Below are 22,068 nucleotides of genomic sequence, written 5' to 3' on the forward strand. Positions count from 1 at the left end.
TGGCTGACCAACCCTTGTCAAACGCCCAGTTTCAGGCGCACTTTTTCCAGCAGCCCCAGCGGCGCGCCAGGGCGCAGTGCAGGCTCGAGCGCTTCGACGATACGCTGGCCAATCCGCGCAAAACTGAACTGACTGACCGCCAGTTCGCGACCATTGGCGGCGATGCGCTGCGCAAGCTCCGGGTCGGCTCGCAATACGGCCAGCTTCTGCTGGAGCTGCGGGACATCTTGGTAGAGCACCACATTATGCATGTCCTGCAAACCCAGCGCGCTGCTTTCCGAAGCGCCCTGATCGTAGGCCAGCAACACACAGCCGCACGCCATGGCCTCGAAGTTCTTGATCATGAATTCGCCCATGCCGACATCGGCGCTGACGAAGAAGCGAATGCGGTTGAGTGTGTCGCAGTACTCTTCACCGGATTTGGTGCGCGTGACGACCATCGATTCGACTCGTCCCAACTCATCGAGCAGCGCCTTGCGGCCACTGTAGGCGACGCTGTTGGTGCTGCCGACAAACGCCAGCTCGATATCCCGTTCACGCCCCTGGTCCTGCAGCAATGTCTGGTCGTAGCCCTTCGGCACGAATACCGCGTCGAAGCCCTCTGCGCGCAAACGCTCACTGACCATGAAACCCGAGCTGATCACCCGCGCCCAGGGCAGCTTGCGGTAATGGGCACTGAACTTGCCGGTGTATTTGCACGGAATGTAATTCTGGTAGGCATCGTGCTCAAGAATGACCAGGTTGGGCACGGTCCGGATGAACCTTACCTGCCGGATTTCTTTTTTGAAGCGCAGAAAAAACACGATACGGTCATAGCGGGTCACATCGACATGCTTGCGAAAATACCCCCGCAAGTCGTCCTGCTCTTCACTGGTCAATTCGCGCTTGTCGCACTCGCAATGCTCGGCGATGCCGTCATACAGTCGATCGAGAATCGCCCGCTGCTCTTTCTGTACCAGAAACAGGACTTTCAATTGGACTCTCTCTTTCCAGACAACTCTTGGACCCAGAACAATTCGTGGCGTCGTACCGTTTTACGCAGAAAATCGTTTTCGCCGAACGCTCGCCAGCGTCGAGCCGCAAGGCAACGTTGTATCGCTCGGCGCAGCAGGCGCTTGAAGGGCGGCCGGGGCTGAAGGTCGTGCATCATGCCCAGCGACATCGCCTTGCGCCACTGGCTGTCGGTCGACAGACACAGCGTCCAGGGACGCAACGATTCATGGACTCCGATCTGGGGCGGCAGTGCTACGCCCGTGCCCGCGTCGCCCATTGGCCAGCGATCGTTGTCATGCAAGTGATTGGCGTAGTGCAACAAGGTTTCAGGCTGCCACGTCGTGCCGCTCAATGCCTGCATCACCGCCTGCTGCGAGCACAGGTGGTCCGGATGGGGATCCAGGTGCGGGTGCGGCAAGACAATGATCTGAGGCTCGATGCGTTCGATCAATTCACGCAGGTCAGCCAGCAGATTATTCCAGGATGGCAGGCCATCAACGTCACTGCCCAAGGCAAATGGATTGAATCGGCGGAAATATCGGGTATCGCCCAGCTGAGCCTCACGGGACGCTACGGCCTCGGTCGGTGCGCTTTGCATGGCAGGCAACTGCAGGCAGAAGTAGCCCAGTTGAATGCAGCGCTGCTGAGGCACGCCGCCCCACAACGGAACGCTGACACTGTCCCAGGCGCGCAGCGAGCCCTTCAGCCGAGACGCTTCGACGCCATCGAGCCCCATCTGCCGGTAGTGCCCGGCCTCGATTTCACCGGCGGTGATGGTCACGATCCAGCTTTGTTCGGTGCCGCTGTACAAGCCGAATGCGGCCAGCTCGGCGTCGTCGGCGTGGGGCGCGATCACCATCACCCGCTGACGGCTGTAATCCGGATGTTCGAACGCCGAGAGCACCGGCTCGCCGAGCAATCGGCAGAAACGTCCGCGCAGACGCAACTCACCTTGCGAGAGCACAGAAGCCTGCCCCGTAAGATTGAGGTAACGCAAACCATCGACGCCACGCTCGAAGGTCTGGCGGTCCGGATCAGCCCCACCCGCCAGCTCGACAACGGGATCGATAAAGCGTCCCAGCCAGGTGCTTTTTATCCGCAGCGCCAAGATCAGGGTGGCGTTGTCGACCAGCATCACGCCCTCGTCCAGCCGCAACCGATCCCCGTCCAGATGCACCTTGGGCTGCTGGGTGTACGGGGGGAAGCTGTACTGATAATCGTCTGTGGGCGAATAAAACAGATGGTCGGCAAACCATGCCTCGTGGGCAATCCAGCCCAGAACCGCGAGCACCACCGGCAGCCACCAGACCACCAGCACGCCGCAGGCAATCAACACCACCAGCGCAATCAACAGGCCGATGCGTTTGTTGCGCCGATGGCGCTTGAGCAGTTGCTGTTTGCGATTCATGGGCTGGCTCATACGGTGAATACCGGCACAGGGTTGCACCAGCGATCCTTGTATTCACGGTCGGCGCGCCCGAAAGAAAAGCGCAGGGGTTTGTCCAGCGCCCGGGCATGCTCCCAGGCGCTCTGGGTGTTGAGAAAACTCAAGACGCTGCCGGGACTGAACTCACGGGTTTCGGGATCGACGCCGCCGTTGATGTACTCGACGCTGACCCACTGGGGTGTCACCACACGGTAGACCAGCTGAATCGCTATCGGCGCATCGTTGAGAAAAATCACCGAGCCGATCAACAGGTCACGCAGCAACTCGATGACCTCGGCCATGCGTTCGGCGCCCGTCGCCGGGAACCCCCAGCGGCGCAGGAACAGGTCGCAATAGATGGCCGCCAGCTCGCTGCTGGAAAACTCGCTGACCGGTCGCACCACTCCGCCCGCCTCTTCCAGCAGACGCAATTCGCGGCGCTGGTTGTAGCGGAACTTCTTCGACAGTTCTTCGGGAGTGCGGGCCATGGCCAGTTGTTCGGCCTGCAACCTGATGCCGGTAAAGCGGCCTTCGTTCAGCGCCGACAGATAGCGCCCGCGATGACGCAGCGGCGCCTGGGCATCGGCAGCGGCCGGCAGAATGAGTTCGGCGTTGCCGAGGTCGTACAAGCCCTTTTTTCCTTGGCGCTTGAGCACTTCTTTGGATAAGGCCAGGTCGCGACCCCAGGTCGGGATCGCGGCTTTGACTTCGCCGTGCTGCTCCCAGGCCAGGTAACGCACCGGGATGCCAGCCAACTGCGCCAGCCGCTCGACCACCATGGGATGAGTGGCGACGCTGCCGCCATAACGTTGCCAGGCCTCGGCGTAAGTCGAGGCGTCGACTGCCGTCCAGCCACGTTCGCGCCAGCCTTGAAATCGGTTGAGCATCAGCCCCTCGGTGCCAGTTCGGTAACAGGCGGCAAACGCCAGAAGGCGTCACGCACCGCGCGGTCGGAGAAGCGTTCTTGCAAGCGGTCGAGCATCAGCTCGGCACACTGGTGACGTTGCTGCTCGTCCATGGCGGCCAGATGTTGCAGCCCTTGGGCCAAACGCCCGGCATCGCCCAGCGGGAACAGAATACCTACGCCTTCGACCACTTCCTTCGCGCCGCCACACGCCGTGGCGAGCAGCGGCACACCGGCGGCCATGGCCTCCAGCAACACCATGCCGAACGGTTCGTGATCGGAGCTCAGGGCAAATGCATCGAAGGCACGGAAATAACGCCGAGCCTCGGGCACCTGGCCGAGGAACAGCACGCGGTCGCCGATGCCCAGCTCACGCGCGAGGGCCTTGAGGTCCTGCTCCAGTCGACCGGCGCCGAGAATCACCAGTTGGCTGTTGACCGGCAAACCCGGCAGCGCTGTGGCAAAACCTTGCAACAGCGTGTCCTGGTCCTTGTCCGGGTGCAGTCGCCCGACGTTGCCGACGATCCAGGCATCCATCGACAGACCGAGGACTTCACGAGCTTCGCGAACCGACACCTGGCTCTCCTGCAAGGCCTGGACATCGATCCGGTTGTAGAGCGTTTGTATCCGCGCGGCCGGCCATTTCGGCAGGCAACTGCGCATGTCGTCACGCACCGCATCGGAAACGCCAAGCAGGCTCAGGCGCTTGCGGAAAAAATTGGCGAAGAGTTTGCGGGTGCCGCGCTTGTAATCGTCAAACGCATGATGCACGCCAATCACCGGCAACGACGTGCCGAGCAAGGCGATATAAATCGGCTTGAATCGGTGAGCAATACAGAAACTGAAATTGCGCGAGGCGGCGATCTTGCGCAGATCGCCGATGGCGCCCAGCTTCAGGCCGCGAATGGCCTTGGAGCTGTATTCCATGAACAGCACTTCATCGGAAGCGCAACCCGCGGCGACTTCGGCATCGGCAACCCCGGTCAGAAACACCGTGGTCACCCGATAACCGGTCCCCGCGAACAGGCTGGCATACTGCCTTGCGCAGTCCAGGAACGGCCCGTCATAGCCGTGACAGAACTGCAGCACATGGCGTTCAGCCGAGCGTGTCATATGCGTTCGCGCCCTCTTTGACCACCAGGATATCTTCCATGATCAAATACTGTAGATCGGAACCGTAGAACATGTTCAGGGCATCGGTCGGCGAGCAGATCATCGGTTCGCCACGACGGTTGAGCGAGGTGTTCAGCGAGACGCCGTTACCGGTCAGCACTTCCAGCGCCTTCATCATGTCGTAGTAGCGCGGGTTGTATTCGCGCTTGAGTACCTGGGCCCGGGAGGTACCGTCTTCGTGGACGACTTCGGGCACGCGGGTCTTCCACTCTTCAGCCACTTCAAAGGTGAAGGTCATGAAGGGCGCCGGGTGATCGATCTTGATCATCTGTGGGGCGACGGTGTCGAGCATCGACGGGCAGAAAGGCCTCCAGCGCTCGCGGAACTTGATCTGGTGGTTGATCCGGTCAGCCACGCCAACGGCGCTCGGGCAACCGATAATCGAGCGACCGCCCAAGGCCCGCGGACCGAACTCCATGCGCCCCTGGAACCAGGCCACCGGGTTGCCATCGACCATGATTTTGGCGATGTTTTCCGGCATGTTCTCGAGCTTGCGCCATTCAGGCTTGCTCGGGTGACGCGCGCAGGCGGCGATCACGTCTTCGTTGCTGTAGGACGGGCCGAGGTAAACGTGTTCCATCTTCTCGACCGGTACTCCACGGGCGTGGGACACGTAAGCTGCCGCCCCCACCGCGGTGCCGGCATCGCCGGACGCAGGCTGGACGAACAGTTCCTTGACGTCATCGCGAGCGATGATTTTCTGGTTGAGCTTGACGTTCAACGCACAGCCGCCAGCGTAGGCCAGCTTGCCGGTTTCCTTGAGCACATCGCCCAGGTAGTGGTCGATCATCTGCAACGCCAGCTTCTCGAACAGCGCCTGCATGCTCGCAGCGTAGTGGATGTACGGCTCGTCGGCGATGTCGCCTTCGCGCTTGGGACCCAGCCACTCGATCAGCTTCGGCGAGAAATAGAAACCCTTGCCCTTTTCTTTATAACGACGCAGGCCGATGACGTTGGCGTACTCGGTGTTGACTACCAGCTCGCCGTTCTCGAACGAGGCCAGCCGCGAAAAATCGTACTTGCTGGCATCGCCGTACGGCGCCATGCCCATGACCTTGAACTCGCCGTCGAGCATCTCGAAACCGAGGAACTCGGTGATCGCGCCATACAGGCCGCCGAGGGAGTCCGGGTCGAAGAACTCCTTGATCTTGTGGATCTTGCCGTTTTCGCCGTAACCGAAGAAGGTCGTGGCGTACTCACCCTTGCCGTCGATCCCCAGGATCGCGGTTTTCTCTTTGAAGCCGGAGCAGTGGTAAGCGCTGGAGGCGTGGGCCAGGTGGTGTTCGACCGGCTCGATCTTGATCTTCTTCGGATCGAAGCCCAGTTGCTCGAGGCACCAGACAATCTTGTTGCGATAGCGCTTGTAGCGACGGTTGCCCATCAGGATGGCGTCAAGGGCGCGGTCCGGGGCGTACCAGTAACGCTTGGCGTACTGCCAGCGGGCCTTGCCGAACAGGCTGATCGGCGCGAATGGAATCGCTACCACGTCAACGTCGGACGGCTTGATGCCGGCCTGCTCGAGACAGAATTTCGCCGATTCGTAAGGCATGCGGTTCTTTGCATGTTTATCGCGAACAAAGCGCTCTTCTTCAGCCGCCGCGACCAGCTTGCCGTCGATGTACAGGGCGGCGGAAGGATCATGGCTAAGGGCGCCGGACAGGCCAAGAATCGTCAATGCCACAGGGGTCTAGCCTCTTTAGTCTGCATGCAGGCGCAGGGCGCCTCGAAAATTGATGTGCCCCTCGCAAGGGGCGAGTGGCAGCTAAAGGGCGGGATTATAGCGTAAACATGGCGGGAATGACCCTGCGGTTGTTCACACCAGTCTGTCGCGGCAGAAGGCATTGCAGTGCGGAGCCCTCACCTGATCCAGAGGCTTCCGTCCTCGCTCTGGCGATAAAGGGTGTAAGGCAGGAGGACCGTGTCCAGTACCCCGGAAGCAACGAGGTCGAAAAAGATCAGTGGAATAAAGCCTACTTGCGCTCCACCTGCCGTCTGACTGGGCGGCGAATTGAGTATGCAGAAATCATAGGCCAGACCGCTGTAGGCACGGGGAATGGATTGACAGTAGGTCTGCCTCTGCCGCAGATCCTTTGCCGTTTCGGCGTCATCCTGCAGTACCGTAACGGCGGTTCCGCAGCCGGATAAAACCAGTGAGAGTGCTCCGATTACAACAGCCCTTTTCATAGCCACTACCTGCCCTCGAAATACATCAGGCAAGCTAGCATCGTCGCTATTCAGGGCATAGTTCATGAGGTCTGGAGATCATGTAGGACTTTTCAGAAAAAATTGTCCTCTAGATATCGGGAGACTGATCTGACGCCATCGCGGGCTTGCCCGCGAAAGGGGCGAAGCCCCGATTCAGGCAGCGCTGGAGATTTCCCTGGGCAGACGCTGATCAATGACTTGATAAAGCGCACTGCCCTCTGGCCAGTTACGCATGAACCGCGCCCGATCCCGCGCATACGCCGGGGCGAAGCGGCCCACAGAGCCATGCTGACACATCGAATCCAGGTCGATCAGCGCCCAGCGATCCTCCTGCCAGAACAGGTTGTGGCCCTTTAAATCCCCATGGCTGATCCGTTCGCGAATCAACTGCGCAAACAACTGATCCAGCGCAACCAGCTCAGCCTCGGGCGCGTCACCACGTTCGACGTACGGCCCAAAGCGCTCAATGATGTCCGGTCCCGACAGATGCTCGGTGATCAGATAAGCCCGACTGCGCAGCCACAGAAAACGCTTCTCCAGCAACGCCAGGGGCTTGGGCGTGGCGATATCGAGAAACGCCAGCCGATTACCTTCGCGCCAGGAGTGCCAGGCACGGCTCGGACGCCAGAAGCGTTTGAGCCAGTGGGCGAACCCTTTGATGTTGTAGCGCTTGATCACCAGCGTACGACCGCCCACCTCGACCTTGCCGACGCTCGCCGCACCGCCGGTCTTGTACAGGTGGCCCTGATCGAGCAATGCGTCGGCCTGCTCCAGCACCGGCAGCATCGCCGCCTCTTCCTCGCGGCGAATCGCCCGCAAACCGAACGCCCCGCGCTGAACACTGAACAGCGTGCATTCGCGGCCGACCTTGATCAGAAAATCCTTGAGGCGCCAGCGTCGAACCTTGTCGATCTGTTGCTGCAAGGCCTCCATGGGCAAGGCATGCTCGCCGTTGCTCAGCAGGTAATACACCAACAACTCTTCGGTGAAGGGCTCCAGCGACTTGGGCAACTGGGCAAAAAACACCCCGAGGTTTTCCAACACTTTCTGGCGCGACAGCGGTTTGCCAGCCGTCTCGACACGGATGCCCGCGCCATCGATCAAATACAGCCGGCCGCTCTGGCGCAGCAGATTGTCCAGATGCAGGTCTTCCTGCCACAGGCCTTTGCGGTGCAGCTGACCAATCGCGCCCAGTGCATCGGCCAGGACCGCCGATTGCTCATCCGCCAACAGGGGCAACTGCTCGACCTGCTTCCAGGCCTCCCCCAGGCTCTCGGCGCCTTCAAGGTAATCAAACAGCAGCCAGCCGCCCTCGCCTTCTTTCAGGCCGTCGGCCAACAGCTGCGGCGTGGTCAGGCCCTGGGCGGCGAGCAAACGCACGCCATCCAGTTCACGCTGAAAATGCCGTGCAGCCTTGCTACCAACCAACAATTTGGCCAGTACCGGCCGACCGCGCCAGACTCCGGCGCCGACATAACGCTGCCCGGGCAAGACCCGCAACAAGCTCAGTAGCTGCAACTCGGCCGGGCCAGCGGCATCGGCCAGTGAAATGCTCAATGGCAGGCCAGGACGGCGGCCAGCCTTTTTCAGCTCGGACAAACGCATCAGCGGGTCTCCTTATGGCTGCGCCGCGCGTTCAGTCGCGCCAGCCAGCTGTCGATCAGCGTGCTGTCCCGGGATTGCTCCAGATAGGCAGCCAGCAACTCGCGCAACTGCGCTTCGTTCCATTCTGGTGCCCGGCGCAGCAACGGCTCCAGGTCTTTGGCCCGGTCACGCGAACCGAACAGGAGCGGCCGGGTCTTTTCCAGGTCGATCAGTTGGGCCTGGTAACCGTCGCCGGTGGCCTGGAGAAAAATATGTTTGGGGTAAAAGCAGCCGTGCACCTGACGCGCCCCATGCAGGCGCCGGGCCAATTGCCCACAGGCCTGCAGAATCTTCGAGTGCTGCGCCTCGCTCAACGCCGACCAGCGCTGCAACAACGAATCCAGGTCATCCCAGCCGTCGAGGGCACGGGTCAACAGAATCGCCCGAACCTCGCCGTCGACTTTGCGCTCACCGAAAAACGCCGCCTTCAATGCGGGAATCCCGAAGCGCTCATAGCGGCTGATGTTGCGAAATTCACGGGCAAAACTCGGCTCGCCAAACGGGGCATGCAAGGTGCGCATCTGATAGTTGCTCTGGCGCTTGAGGTAGTAGCCATGGCCTTCCAGATCCAGCCGATACACGCTGCTCCAGCCGCCGCGTGCGGTGTTGGGCTCATCCACAGCGTCCAGTTGCTTGGCCCAGAGTGCATCGAAGGTGTCGAGGCCGTGCCGCACGAGCAGCGCCCGGTCTTCAGCGGCGAGGAAATCAGTCATTCGCGCCCCTCGAAAAATCTCACCACGTGGCGGATTCGTTTTTTGTCGGCCGCATCGAGCCGGGTCCGCTGGCGGTATTGCAGGTAAAAGCGCAGGCGCTGGGTGGCCGACAGTTGGTACTTGGCCACCTTGTCCAGGCAGGCCAGATCCTTGGTGATGCGGTACTTGAGCCAGAAGCCACGCCAGAAATCGCCGTTGGGGCAGTCGATCAGAAACAGCCGGGGCTGGTCATCAACCAACAGGTTGCGCCACTTCAAATCGTTATGAGTGAAGCGATGATCATGCATGGTCCGGGTGTAGGCGGCCAACTGTCGACTGACGGTGTCGACCCAGGCGCGGTCCGCCAGCTTCGGATCATGCCGTTCGGCCAGGACGGATAGATCTTCGGTATTGGGCAGCTCACGGGTGATCATCGCACCGCGATCATAAGCCGCACCGCGCCGCTCCAGACCCCAGGCCACCACCTCGGCCGTGGGGATGCCCCATTTGGCGAAGCGCTTGAGGTTCTGCCACTCGGCTTTGACCCGGGGTTTGCCCAGGTAACGACGCAGCCCCTTCCCCGCACCCACATAGCGTTTGACGTAATAGTTGACGCCATTGCGCTTGACGCGAATGACCTCGGATAACGGGTCGTGGGTCAAGCGCTCACCCTCAAGCGCAAACACCGCCTCGAGGCTGCCGAAATCTTCTGCCAGATCGCTGTAAGCAGGTTCCAGTTTCCAACCCGACATCAGAGCGCGTCCCCGTATCGCTGCTTACGCGCATAGAGCTTGTTGGCCTTGCCTTCCAGCCAGCTGAGCAACCCATTCTGTTCGCCGAGGATCTGGCGCAGGGGTTGCTGGAAATAACCCTTGAGGAAACGCAGTTTGTCGCGACGCGTCAGGCCGATATCCAGCGCCGAAAAATACAGCGCCGCCAGGTCCTTGTTGCGCCAGCGCTGGGTGATCGTCGCACGGGTATGGGCACGGTGCAGGTCGATCAGCGAGAGCTTCAAGTCTTCTGCCGTCACCGGTCTGTCGGTGTGCAGCAGGAAGTGGCAGATGTAACAGTCGCGGTGATTGACGCCAGCGCGATGCATCATGCCGGTCATGCGCGCGACTTCAGCGATCAGCGCACGCTTGAGCTTGGGCAACGGCGGCTGCTTGACCCAGTCGATGCTGAAATCTTCGAGGCTGACGGTGGGTGCCAGTTCTTCGGTAATGATGAACGAGTGCTGATCCGCCGGGTTGCTGCCCTTCTCGCCATAAGCGACGGCAGTCATGGTCGGCACGCCGACTTCATGCAGGCGTTGAATGGCCTTCCACTCCTGGCCGGCACCGAGCACCGGCAGCTTGACGGTGATCAGGTTCTTGACGATCTCGCCCCAGCCGACGCCCCGGTGGATCTTCACGAAAAATCCTTTGCCATCGACCACGGTACGCAGGGTCCGGCGTGCTTCAAGCTCGCGGTACACCTCGCCCTCGAGCTTCTCGACTTCGGCGAACGGGTCGCGTCCGGCCCAGAGGCTCTTGAACGGTTCAGCCAGCATCAACTTCATTGCGCGTGCTCCGCCAGAATCACATCGGCCGCGTGCTGCGGCATGCTATAGAGGTCGGCCGTCTCGGCGAAGGCCAGGCCGTTGCGACTCCAGGCCGCCCGTGCTTGAGCATCGTTCAACATACCGGTCAGGTAGCGGGTCAGCTGTTCCTGATCGAAAGGTTCGTCCAGCACCAGACCGGCGTCGGCCTCGGCGATGTAGTGGGCATAACCACACACCGCACTCACCAGCACCGGCAACCCGGCCACCAGGGCTTCGAGCAACACGGTCCCGGTATTTTCGTTATACGCCGGGTGGATCAACAGGTCGGCACCGAGCAGGAATCGCGGGATATCGCTGCGGCCCTTGAGGAACGTCACGTTGTCGCCAAGCCCCAATGCGGCGCTCTGCACCTGGAATAACTTGGGGTCGTCCTGGCCAATTACAAACAGCCGGGTGCGTTTCTTCAGATCGGCGGGCAAGGCGGCCAGCGCCTTGAGGCTGCGATCCACGCCCTTGGTCTTGAACCCGGAGCCGATCTGCACCAGCAACAGCTCATCGTCCTTCAGGTTGAATTCGCGACGGAAGTCGGCACGGATTTCGGCGGCATTGGCTGGCGCGCGACGATCTTGAGAGATACCCGGCGGCAGCAGATGGAAACGTTCCAGCGGCGTGTCGTAATGCTTGATGAACAGCGGCTGCTGCACTTCGGAAATCATCAGCACTTCGGTCTTGGCGTCCTTGGCGAACACCGCGCGCTCGTACTCGGCGAAGTGCCGGTAGCGCCCCCAACGACGGTACAGCGAGTTGCGCAGATTCTGCGCCTTGTCTTCGAAGCAACCGTCGGCGGCGTAGTAAACGTCCAGGCCCGGCATCTTGTTGAAACCGATCAAACGGTCTACCGGACGCTTGGCCAGATCCGCTTGCATCCACTCGCTGAGCTTTTCATTGCGCCGATGGTTGAACAACGCCTTGACCGGCGCCACCAGCACTTCGAAGCCCGGTGGAATGTCGCCTTCCCAGATCAGCGTGTAGACGCGAATCTGATGGCCTCGCTGCTGGCATTCCAGGGCGATGCGCATGAAATCACGCTGCAAGCCACCAAAGGGAAAGTACTTGTACAAGACAAATGCCAATTGCATCAGCGCAGCTCCTCAGCCAGTAACAACGTGCTCAATCGGCTCGCGACACGCTCGGGGTTCAGACGCGTGAAGCACAGGGGCCACTCGCGTTTCAGGTCAAACCGACGCAGATCTTCCGCCGTCGGTTGATAGGTGCATTTCTTTTGCAGGCACGGCGCGCAAGGGAAGTCGCTCGCCAGGTGAATCTGCGACTTGCCATAGGCGCCGGTCAGACCCGGGTTGGTCGGGCCGAACAACGACAGCGTCGGCACATCCAGCGCCGCGGCGAGGTGGCCGAGACCGGTGTCCACCGCGACGCAGGCTTGTGCACCGGCCAGCACCTTGCCGACACCGGCCAGGTTCAGCTTGGGCAGCACTTCGACGTGTTTCAGGTCTTTGGCGATGCGCTCGGCACGGGCCTTCTCCAGCGCATTGCCCCAGGGCAGTTTCACCGCCACGCCGAGGTAGCCGACCCGCTCGGCCAGCTCGCGCCAGTAGGCTTCAGGCCAGTGCTTGGTGTCCCAGGTCGTGCCGTGCAGGAACACTACGTAAGGATTTTTGCGCGGCAGCTCCACCAGACGGTCGATATTCAGGCCGTAGTCGCCCAGACCTTTGGGCAAGTCATAACCCAATGCCACGGCGAATAACTGACGCACCCGCTCCACCGCGTGTTGCCCCCGGGCCACGGACAGACGGCGGGAATAAAAACGTGCGGCGATCGGCTCGCGCGCCGAATGCTGGTCCAGCCCGGCCACCGGGGCTTTGACGTACCGGGTCAGCAACGCGCTTTTCAGCAGGCCCTGGGCATCGATCACCAAGTCATATTGCGAGGCGCGCACGCTTTGCTTGAAGCGCTTCCACTCGCCACTCTTGATGGTCTGCCAGATGTTCTTGCGCCAGCGGCGGATCGCCACTGGAATCACCTTGCCCACGGCCGGGTGCCAGGTCGGAATTTCGGCAAAACCCTCTTCCACCACCCAGTCGAACTGGATGCCGGGGATCGCTCGCGCTGCGTCGGTCAGCGCTGGCAACGCATGAATCACGTCGCCCAGCGAAGACGTCTTGATCAACAGAACCCGCAAATTATTTGACCTCGACCACAGTGCCCTGCAACCGCTGCAAGGCTTCGTTCACCGCTTGCGGCATCAGCTGGCGCAGGCAGTTGTAATGGCCGAAGCGGCACGTGCGATCGAAGCACGGACTGCATTCGATGCCCAGGCGCACGATCTCGACGTGTTCGGCCAATGGTGGCGTGAAGCCCGGCGAGGTCGAGCCGTAGACCGCCACCAACGGGCGATTCAGCGCGGCAGCGACATGCATCAGGCCGGAGTCGTTGGAGACTACCGAATCGGCGCAGGACATCAGGTCGATGGCTTCGGCCAGCGACGTGTCGCCGCTGAGGTTCACCGACTCTTCGCGCAAGCCTGGAATCAGCCGCGACCGGATGTCTTCACCGACGGCGTGATCGTTCTTCGAACCGAACAGCCAGACCTGCCAGCCTTCACGAATTTTCACTTCGGCGACCTTGGCGTAGTGCTCGGAAGGCCAGCGCTTGGATTCGCCGAACTCGGCACCGGGGCACAGCGCCAACACCGGACGGTCGAGGGCCAGGCCGAACTTGACCAGTGCCGCTTCCCGGCTGACCGGATCGATTTGCAGGCTCGGCCGTGGATAGGGCTTGGGCAGATCAAGGCCGGGCTCGTAAGCCAGGGCCATGAAGCGCTCGATCATCAACGGGTAACGCTCTTTGTCCAGCGTGCGCACGTCATTGAGCAGGCCATAACGGAACTCGCCACGCCAGCCGGTGCGTTTCGGGATGCCGGCGAAGAACGGCACCAGCGCCGACTTCAGGGAATTGGGCAACAGGATCGCCTGGTCGTACTGGCCGGCCAGGGATTTGCCGATGCGTCGACGGGTCGCCAGCTCCAGGGCGCCGTGGCCGAGCGGAAAGCTCAAGGCCTGGCGCACTTCGGGCATGCGCTCGAGAATCGGCCGGCTCCACTCGGGGGCCAGCACGTCGATTTCGCAGTGCGGGTGTCGTTGCTTGAGACACTGAAAAAGTGTCTGCGCCATCACCATGTCACCGACCCAACTGGGCCCAACGATCAGAATTTTCATGTGGTTTCCATAAACGAACCGGGGAGGCATACGCCTCCCCGCCTCGAGAACTCTACAAAACACTGCAGATCTACTGTAGGAGCGAGCTTGCTCGCGATGAACCTGAGCACACCGCGGGGTATCAGGTTAGCCGAGTCATCGTTAACGACCATCGCGAGCAAGCTCGCTCCTACAATCCCAACTCACGCCAGATCCGCAGTACCTGCCGTCGTTCGTCCGCGAACTGGTCACCGGGAATCACCCCGGGGTCCTTCTGCAAGGCCTGCCGGTGGGCGGCGGAGCGGTAGGCTTTATAGGCCTCACGCAACAGGCTGGCGTCTTCGGCGGGCATCAACCCGTCCTCCTCCAACCCCTCCAGAATGCGGATGTTATCGGTCCAGCGCAGCAATGACGGGTGCGTTTGCGACCATGCCAGAGCCGCGTATTGCACCATAAATTCAATATCGACGATACCTCCGGCGTCTTGCTTGAGATCGAATGGCGCCGTGGCCTCGAAGGCATTTGCCCCGGTGCCTGCCGCGGTGCTCTTGCTGCCGAGGTTATCGCGCATCTTGGCGCGCATTTCGCTGACCTCCTGCCGCAAGGTCGCCAGGTCGCGTGATTTGCCCAACACCGCGGCACGGACTTTCTCGAACGCCCGGCCGACATCCTCACTGCCCACCAGTACCCGCGCCCGTACCAATGCCTGGTGTTCCCAGGTCCAGGCTTCGTTTTCCTGATAACGGGCAAACGCCCCCAGGGAACTCACCAGCAATCCCGAAGCACCGGACGGACGCAGACGCATATCCACTTCGTAGAGCTGACCGGAGTTGGTCTGGGTCGTCAGCAAATGAATGATCCGCTGCCCGAGCCGCGTGAAGAACTGGGCGCCATCGATAGGCTTGGGCCCGTCGGTTTCCGCCTGCGGATCGCCGTCGTGGATGAACACCAGGTCCAGGTCCGAACCATGCCCCAATTCCAGCCCGCCGACTTTCCCGTAACCGACAATGATAAAGCCGGGATCGCACACCGTGCCGTCGGTGCGCAATGGCGTGCCGTACTTGGCCACGGTCTGGCGCCAGGCCAGGGCCAATACCTGTTCGAGAATCGCTTCGGCGAGCCAGGTCAGGTAATCGCTGACTTTCATCAACGGCAGGCTGCCGGCGATTTCCGAGGCCGCCACCCGCAAGCGGTGCGCCAGCTTGAAATGCCGCAGGGCTTCCATCTGCTGTTCGAGGTCGTCCTCGGGAATCCGTGTCAGGCGCTCGCGCAACTCGGCAGCCAGTTCCGGAGCCAAGGGCGGCTTGAACAGGCGGCCTTCGTTGAGCAGTTCATCGAGCAGCAGCGGGAAGCGCGTGATTTGTTCGGCGATCCACGGGCTCGCGGCGCACAGGGTCAGCAAGCGTCGCAGCGCGCCGGGGTTCTCGGTCAGCAACACCAGGTACGCAGAACGACGGGCCACGGCCTCAACCAATGGCAGCACCCGTTCCAACACCAGGTCGGGATTGGCGTGCTCCACGGCTTGCGCCAGCAGTCGCGGGATGAAGGCATCCAGGCGCTCGCGCCCCAGGCGCTGCATGGCGCGCAACTGCGGGCTGCCGCGCAGGCTGGCCAAGGCTTTCAGCGCCTTGGCGGCATTGGTGAAACCGCCCTCTTCCAATTGACGGCAGGCCGCTTCTTCGTTCTGGGCTTCTTCCCATAGCGGCAGCCATTCACCGCCGACCACCACTTCGCTTTCGCTGCCTTGTTCTTCATCGGGGTCGGCGATCACCTGGCCGAAGTGCCACGCCACCCGACCGCGCCAATACATGAGCTGCTCATGGAAAGCGGCCCAATCGTCGAAACCCAACATAAAGGCAATGCGCGCCTGATCCTGAGCGCCGTCCGGCAGCATCTGGGTCTGGCGGTCGGCAATCGCCTGGATGGCGTGTTCGGTGTAGCGCAGGAATTCGTAGCCTTCGCGCAGTTCGCTGATCACCGCCGGCGGCAGGTAACCCTGGTCTTGCAGCGTGCTCAGTACGTTCAACAGAGGGCGTTGCTGCAGGCTCAGGTCGCGGCCACCGTGAATCAGCTGAAAGGCCTGGGCGATAAATTCGACTTCGCGGATCCCGCCGGAGCCGAGCTTGATATTGTCGGCCATGCCCTTGCGCCGGACTTCCTGCTGGATCAGCTGCTTCATGGTGCGCAGCGCTTCGATGGCCGAAAAGTCCAGATAACGCCGGTAGACGAACGGTCGCAACAGATCGAGCAACTGCGCGCCGGCCACTTGATCGCCGGCCACCACCCGCGCCTTGATCATGGCATAGCGCTCCCAGTCGCGGCCCTGGTCCTGGTAATACTGCTCCAGTGCGTTGAAGCTCAGCACCAAGGCGCCCGCCGAGCCGTAGGGCCGCAGGCGCATGTCGACACGGAACACGAAGCCATCGACCGTCATCGGGTCCAGCGCCTTGATCAGACGCTGGCCGAGCCGAATGAAAAACTCCTGGTTATCCAGCGATCGCTTCACGCCGACGGTTTCTCCCCCTTCGGGGTAGGCAAAGATCAGGTCGATGTCCGACGACAGGTTGAGCTCCACCGCGCCGAGCTTGCCCATGCCGAGAATGACCATCTGTTGTGGTTCGCCACTGCGCCGGCCGGTCGGCACGCCGAATTGCTGGCAATGCCGCGAGTACAACCACTGATAGGCCTGATCGATGCTGGCATCGGCCATGTCCGAGAGGTCGCGGCAGGTCTGGACCAGATCGGCCTGACGGGTCAGGTCGCGCCAGATGATCCGCACCTGGTGGCGATTGCGCTGGCGGCGCAGGACGCGACCGAGTTCATCGTCGGTTTCGACCGCGCTCACCGCTGCCGCAATCTGCCCGCACAATTCACCGGGCGCAAAATCGCGGTCCAGTTCGCCGGACTGCACCAGCTCCAGCAGCATGGATGGGTCGCGCGCACTCTGTTCAATCACGAAGTCGCTGGCAGCGGTGACTCGCGCGAATTGGGCCCAGCGATCAGGCGTCCAGCCGGACAGCCCCCGGTCGTCGTCCAGCTCCGCGGCGGCCGTACGGAGCGACTGCTCGGCGCGGGAGACAAACGGCAGGAGGATGGCAGGCAGTTCGGCAAGCGAAGGGAGGCTCATGGTCTATCCTTGATCGGCGTGTAGAGGGCTGCATGTAGTGATTTGCGAAAACACACTACCTGATCGACTGTCGAACAAAGGTTAGAAATAGCTGAAATTTCTGTGTTTTTGGCAGACAGCATCAAGCTTTCACCTTTTACGGTTGGCAAAAGACCAACCTTAACGATTATTCTCACAACGCAGCTGGAGGCCACAAGCCGCTCATCTGTAGTTTTACTACTCGTCTATACATTCGAAAGGCTGAAATGCCCGATGATTTGTAGTAAAACTACACGCCGCCGGAACAACCTCTCGGCAATCCAAGAATTTATACCGTCTGCCCACAAGGCCAGTCGCAAACTCAGGCAACCGATTCTGGAAGCCTTTCCGCCCTGGAGCAAGCCATGCAAGACCTCGATCCCGTCGAAACCCAGGAATGGCTGGACGCCCTGGAATCGGTTCTCGACAAAGAAGGCGAAGACCGTGCTCACTATCTGATGACCCGTATGGGTGAACTCGCGACCCGCAGCGGTTCGCAGTTGCCTTACGCCATCACGACGCCGTACCGCAACACCATCCCCGTTACCCACGAAGCACGCATGCCTGGCGACCTGTTCATGGAACGCCGCATTCGCTCGCTGGTACGTTGGAACGCGATGGCCATGGTAATGCGTACGAACCTGAAAGATTCTGACCTGGGTGGTCACATCTCCAGCTTCGCCTCCAGTGCGACCCTGTATGACATCGGCTTCAACTATTTCTTCCAGGCCCCGACCGACGAACACGGCGGCGACCTGATCTACTTCCAGGGCCACACCTCGCCAGGCGTCTACGCCCGTGCGTTCATGGAAGGCCGCATCACCGAAGACCAGATGAACAACTTCCGCCAGGAAGTCGACGGTCAGGGCTTGTCGTCCTACCCGCACCCTTGGCTGATGCCTGACTTCTGGCAGTTCCCGACTGTATCCATGGGCCTGGGCCCGATCCAGGCGATCTACCAGGCACGCTTCATGAAGTACCTGGAAGCCCGTGGCTTCATCCCTGAAGGCAAGCAGAAAGTCTGGTGCTTCCTGGGCGACGGCGAGTGCGACGAGCCGGAATCCCTGGGTGCGATCTCGCTGGCTGGCCGCGAGAAGCTCGACAACCTGATCTTCGTCATCAACTGCAACCTGCAGCGCCTCGACGGCCCGGTTCGCGGCAACGGCAAGATCATCCAGGAGCTCGAAGGCGTGTTCCGCGGTGCTCAGTGGAACGTGACCAAAGTCATCTGGGGCCGTTTCTGGGACCCACTGCTGGCCAAAGACGTCGACGGTATCCTGCAACGCCGCATGGACGAAGTCATCGACGGCGAGTACCAGAACTACAAAGCCAAAGACGGCGCGTTCGTGCGTGAACACTTCTTCAACACGCCAGAACTCAAGGCGATGGTTGCAGACCTGTCCGACGACGAGATCTGGAAACTCAACCGTGGCGGCCACGACCCGTACAAGGTCTACGCGGCATACCACGAAGCGGTCAACCACAAAGAACAACCGACCGTCATCCTGGCCAAGACCATCAAGGGTTATGGCACCGGTGCCGGCGAAGCGAAAAACACCGCGCACAACACCAAGAAAGTCGATGTCGACAGCCTGAAGTTGTTCCGTGATCGCTTCGACATTCCGGTCAAGGACGAAGAGCTGGAAAACCTGCCGTTCTTCAAGCCAGAGCCAAACAGCGCCGAAGCCCGCTACCTGAGCGAGCGCCGCACTGCACTGGGCGGTTTCGTGCCACAGCGCCGCGCCAAGAGCTTCGACATCCCGACGCCACCGCTGGATACCCTCAAGGCAATCCTGGACGGCTCGGGCGACCGTGAAATCTCCACCACCATGGCCTTCGTGCGGATCCTCGCGCAGCTGGTCAAGGACAAGGAAATCGGTTCGCGCATCGTTCCGATCATCCCGGACGAAGCCCGTACCTTCGGTATGGAAGGCATGTTCCGCCAGCTGGGCATCTACTCCTCCGTCGGCCAGCTCTACGAGCCAGTCGATAAAGACCAGGTGATGTTCTACAAGGAAGACAAGAAGGGCCAGATTCTCGAAGAAGGCATCAACGAAGCGGGCGCCATGAGCTCCTTCATCGCTGCCGGTACTTCGTACTCCAGCCACAACCAGCCGATGCTGCCGTTCTACATCTTCTACTCGATGTTCGGCTTCCAGCGTATCGGCGACCTGGCCTGGGCCGCTGGCGACAGCCGCACCCGTGGCTTCCTGATCGGCGGCACCGCCGGCCGGACTACGCTGAACGGCGAAGGCCTGCAACACGAAGACGGTCACAGCCACATCCTGGCTGCCACCATCCCGAACTGCCGCACCTTTGATCCAACCTACGGCTACGAGCTGGCGGTGATCATCCAGGACGGCATGAAGAAGATGACCGAACAGCAACAGGACGTCTTCTACTACATCACCGTGATGAACGAGTCTTACCAGCAGCCAGCCATGCCGGCCGGTGTCGAAGAAGGCATCATCAAGGGCATGTACCTGCTCGAAGAAGACACCCGCGAAGCGGCGCACCACGTTCAGCTGATGGGCTCCGGCACCATCCTGCGTGAAGTCCGTGAAGCGGCGAAGATTCTGCGTGAACAGTTCAACGTCGGCGCTGACGTCTGGAGCGTTACCAGCTTCAACGAACTGCGTCGCGATGGCCTGGCCGTCGAGCGCAGCAACCGTCTGCACCCGGGCCAGAAGCCTAAACTGAGCTATGTCGAAGAGTGCCTGAACGGCCGTAAAGGTCCGGTGATCGCGTCTACCGACTACATGAAGCTGTTCGCTGAGCAAATTCGTCAGTGGGTCCCGTCCAAGGAATTCAAAGTCCTGGGCACCGACGGTTTCGGCCGCAGTGACAGCCGCAAGAAGCTGCGTCACTTCTTCGAAGTCGACCGTCATTTCGTGGTGTTGGCAGCCCTGGAAGCCTTGGCTGACCGTGGTGATATCGAACCCAAGGTGGTGTCTGAAGCCATCGCCAAGTTCGGGATCAACCCGGAAAAACGCAACCCACTGGACTGCTGAGGAGACACTCTGTGAGCGAACTCATTCGCGTACCTGACATCGGCAGCGGTGAAGGTGAAGTAATTGAACTGTTTGTTAAGGTCGGCGACCGTGTCGAAGCCGACCAGAGCATTCTGACGCTTGAGTCGGACAAGGCGAGCATGGAAATTCCTGCTCCCAAGGCCGGCATCGTCAAAAGCCTGAAAGTGAAGCTGGGCGATCGCCTGAAAGAAGGCGACGAACTGCTGGAGCTGGAAGTCGAAGGTGCCGCTGATGCGGCCCCTGCGGCTGCTGCGGCCCCTGCGCCAGCCGCCAAGGCTGAACCGGCTGCCGCTCCTGCGCCGGCCGCTCCTGCTGCTGCGCCTGCTGCCGCTTCGGTTCAGCAAGTGCACGTGCCGGACATCGGTTCGTCGGGCAAGGCCCAGATCATCGAGATCCAGGTCAAGGTCGGCGACACCGTCGAGGCTGATCAGTCGCTGATCACCCTGGAATCCGACAAGGCCAGCATGGAAATCCCTTCGCCCGCCGCTGGCGTGGTCAAGGCCATCAGCGTCAAGCTCAACGACGAAGTCGGTACCGGCGACCTGATCCTGGATCTGGAAGTGGCAGGTGCCGCTGCTCCGGCTGCGGCCGCGCCAGCTCAAGCCGCTGCGCCTGCTGCCGCTGCTCCGGCGCCTGCCGTCGTCGGCCCCGGCGGCACAGGTTGCCGACAGTGTTCAGGACATTCACGTCCCGGACATCGGTTCGGCAGGCAAGGCCAAGATCATCGAAGTCCTGGTCAAGGCCGGCGACACCGTTGAAGCCGACCAGTCGCTGATCACCCTGGAATCCGACAAGGCGAGCATGGAAATTCCATCGCCTGCCGCTGGCGTGGTGGAAAGCATTTCCATCAAGCTGGACGACGAAGTCGGTACCGGCGACCTGATCCTGAAGCTGAAAGTCAAAGGCGCTGCTCCGGCTGCTGCTCCGGCTCCAGCCGCTGCCGCACCTGCTGCTGCCAAAACTGAAGCCGCTCCGGCGGCCGCTGCTGCGGCACCTGCCGCACCTGCAGCTGCACCGGCCAAGCCGGGCGCCAAGGTTCACGCAGGCCCGGCAGTACGCCAACTGGCCCGTGAATTCGGTGTCGAGCTGAACGCAGTCGGCGCAAGCGGTCCGCACGGTCGCATCTTGAAAGAAGACGTGCAGGTTTACGTCAAAGCCATGATGCAGAAGGCCAAGGAAGCACCGGCCGCCGCTGCCGGCGCAACCGGCGGCGCGGGCATCCCGCCGATTCCGGTCGTCGACTTCAGCCGCTTCGGCGAAATCGAAGAAGTGCCGATGACTCGCCTGATGCAAATCGGCGCGTCGAGCCTGCACCGCAGCTGGTTGAACATCCCGCACGTGACTCAGTTCGACTCGGCGGATATCACCGAGCTGGAAGCGTTCCGTGTCGCTCAGAAAGCCGTTGCAGAAAAGGCTGGCGTCAAGCTGACCATCCTGCCGCTGCTGCTCAAATCCTGCGCGCACCTGCTCAAGGAACTGCCGGACTTCAACAGTTCGCTGGCACCAAGCGGCAAGGCAATCATCCGCAAGAAGTACGTGAACATCGGCTTCGCGGTCGACACCCCGGATGGCCTGCTGGTACCGGTCATCAAGAACGTCGATCAGAAGAGCCTGTTGCAACTGGCAGCCGAAGCCGCCGTGCTGGCCGCCAAAGCCCGCGACAAGAAGCTCACCGCGGACGACATGCAAGGCGCCTGCTTCACCATTTCCAGCCTCGGCCACATTGGCGGCACCGGCTTCACGCCGATCGTCAACGCGCCGGAAGTGGCGATCCTCGGTGTTTCCAAGGCAACCATCCAGCCAGTCTGGGACGGCAAAGCCTTCCAGCCGAAACTGATGCTGCCACTGTCGCTGTCCTACGATCACCGTGTGATCAACGGCGCCGCTGCTGCACGCTTCACCAAGCGTCTGAGCGACCTGCTGGCGGACATCCGCACCATCCTGCTGTAGCACCGACCGGCCCTCCTTCACGGGAGGGCCCGTTGCGTTCCACGTTTCCGAGCGCCACGCTCGTACCTCAACCCCGCCCATTTGGCGGGGCTTTTTTTGCCTGGTGAAACCTCTTTCCTACATTTGTAGATGGCATCGCCTACCTGATC

At 61.3% G+C, this 22,068-nt stretch carries 15 protein-coding genes and 1 pseudogene; 2 read left to right on the plus strand and 14 right to left on the minus strand.

Translation table 11 applies throughout. From position 1 onward, the window contains the following. Nucleotides 1-17 precede the first annotated feature (17 nt). From BZ163_RS24000 to glnE, 14 genes are all read right to left on the minus strand, one after another. The gene (locus tag BZ163_RS24000; protein ID WP_128872875.1) at nt 18-974 is read right to left on the minus strand and encodes a glycosyltransferase; all 957 of its coding nucleotides are present in this window, start codon (nt 972-974) and stop codon (nt 18-20) included. Continuing rightward, nucleotides 971-2,401: a PIG-L deacetylase family protein gene (locus BZ163_RS24005; RefSeq protein ID WP_128872876.1), complete on the minus strand. Its 1,431-nt coding sequence runs from the start codon at nt 2,399-2,401 to the stop codon at nt 971-973. Before BZ163_RS24005 ends, BZ163_RS24000 begins: the two co-directional genes overlap by 4 nt. Before the next feature lie 8 nt (nt 2,402-2,409). Beyond that, nucleotides 2,410-3,306 carry an antimicrobial resistance protein Mig-14 gene (locus BZ163_RS24010; protein ID WP_128872877.1) on the minus strand — a complete coding sequence of 299 codons (897 nt, stop codon included), beginning with the start codon at nt 3,304-3,306 and terminating at the stop codon, nt 2,410-2,412. Continuing rightward, nucleotides 3,306-4,436: a glycosyltransferase gene (locus tag BZ163_RS24015; RefSeq protein ID WP_128872878.1), complete on the minus strand. Its 1,131-nt coding sequence runs from the start codon at nt 4,434-4,436 to the stop codon at nt 3,306-3,308. Before BZ163_RS24015 ends, BZ163_RS24010 begins: the two co-directional genes overlap by 1 nt. Further along, a complete protein-coding gene (locus BZ163_RS24020; protein WP_128872879.1) occupies nt 4,420-6,177 on the minus strand; it encodes a carbamoyltransferase in 1,758 nt (585 codons plus the stop codon). The genes BZ163_RS24015 and BZ163_RS24020 overlap by 17 nt, the downstream gene beginning before the upstream one ends. A 176-nt stretch (nt 6,178-6,353) precedes the next feature. Further along, nucleotides 6,354-6,686 carry a YceK/YidQ family lipoprotein gene (locus BZ163_RS24025; protein ID WP_128872937.1) on the minus strand — a complete coding sequence of 111 codons (333 nt, stop codon included), beginning with the start codon at nt 6,684-6,686 and terminating at the stop codon, nt 6,354-6,356. 168 nt (nt 6,687-6,854) lie between these two features. Then, the gene (locus BZ163_RS24030) at nt 6,855-8,306 is read right to left on the minus strand and encodes a lipopolysaccharide kinase InaA family protein (RefSeq protein WP_128872880.1); all 1,452 of its coding nucleotides are present in this window, start codon (nt 8,304-8,306) and stop codon (nt 6,855-6,857) included. Then, the gene (locus BZ163_RS24035; protein WP_128872881.1) at nt 8,306-9,058 is read right to left on the minus strand and encodes a lipopolysaccharide kinase InaA family protein; all 753 of its coding nucleotides are present in this window, start codon (nt 9,056-9,058) and stop codon (nt 8,306-8,308) included. Before BZ163_RS24035 ends, BZ163_RS24030 begins: the two co-directional genes overlap by 1 nt. Then, nucleotides 9,055-9,789 (minus strand): lipopolysaccharide kinase InaA family protein, encoded by a 735-nt coding sequence (locus BZ163_RS24040; RefSeq protein WP_128872882.1) that lies wholly within the window; start codon nt 9,787-9,789, stop codon nt 9,055-9,057. Before BZ163_RS24040 ends, BZ163_RS24035 begins: the two co-directional genes overlap by 4 nt. After that, nucleotides 9,789-10,595: a lipopolysaccharide core heptose(I) kinase RfaP gene (rfaP, locus tag BZ163_RS24045; protein ID WP_128872883.1), complete on the minus strand. Its 807-nt coding sequence runs from the start codon at nt 10,593-10,595 to the stop codon at nt 9,789-9,791. The genes BZ163_RS24040 and rfaP overlap by 1 nt, the downstream gene beginning before the upstream one ends. After that, complete coding sequence (locus BZ163_RS24050; protein WP_128872884.1) at nt 10,592-11,716, minus strand: glycosyltransferase family 4 protein; 1,125 nt, start codon at nt 11,714-11,716, stop codon at nt 10,592-10,594. The genes rfaP and BZ163_RS24050 overlap by 4 nt, the downstream gene beginning before the upstream one ends. After that, nucleotides 11,716-12,777, minus strand: coding sequence for a lipopolysaccharide heptosyltransferase I (gene waaC / locus BZ163_RS24055; RefSeq protein ID WP_128872885.1), 1,062 nt, complete (start codon nt 12,775-12,777; stop codon nt 11,716-11,718). The genes BZ163_RS24050 and waaC overlap by 1 nt, the downstream gene beginning before the upstream one ends. Nucleotide 12,778: 1 nt before the next feature. Next, nucleotides 12,779-13,813, minus strand: coding sequence for a lipopolysaccharide heptosyltransferase II (gene waaF, locus BZ163_RS24060; RefSeq protein WP_128872886.1), 1,035 nt, complete (start codon nt 13,811-13,813; stop codon nt 12,779-12,781). A gap of 169 nt (nt 13,814-13,982) precedes the next feature. Continuing rightward, entirely contained in the window at nt 13,983-16,919 is a 2,937-nt protein-coding gene (glnE, locus tag BZ163_RS24065) for a bifunctional [glutamate--ammonia ligase]-adenylyl-L-tyrosine phosphorylase/[glutamate--ammonia-ligase] adenylyltransferase (RefSeq protein WP_128872887.1), read from the minus strand. A 383-nt stretch (nt 16,920-17,302) separates the two neighbouring features. Between glnE and aceE the strand changes: the two genes are divergently transcribed. Together aceE and aceF are read left to right on the plus strand one after the other, a co-directional pair. Next, the gene (gene aceE, locus BZ163_RS24070; RefSeq protein WP_128872888.1) at nt 17,303-19,948 is read left to right on the plus strand and encodes a pyruvate dehydrogenase (acetyl-transferring), homodimeric type; all 2,646 of its coding nucleotides are present in this window, start codon (nt 17,303-17,305) and stop codon (nt 19,946-19,948) included. A gap of 11 nt (nt 19,949-19,959) precedes the next feature. After that, nucleotides 19,960-21,919 (plus strand): annotated as a pseudogene (aceF, locus tag BZ163_RS24075) (dihydrolipoyllysine-residue acetyltransferase). The last annotated feature ends 149 nt before the right edge of the window (nt 21,920-22,068 follow it).

It is taken from the genome of Pseudomonas sp. VI4.1, assembly GCF_002029345.1.
Lineage (GTDB): Bacteria > Pseudomonadota > Gammaproteobacteria > Pseudomonadales > Pseudomonadaceae > Aquipseudomonas.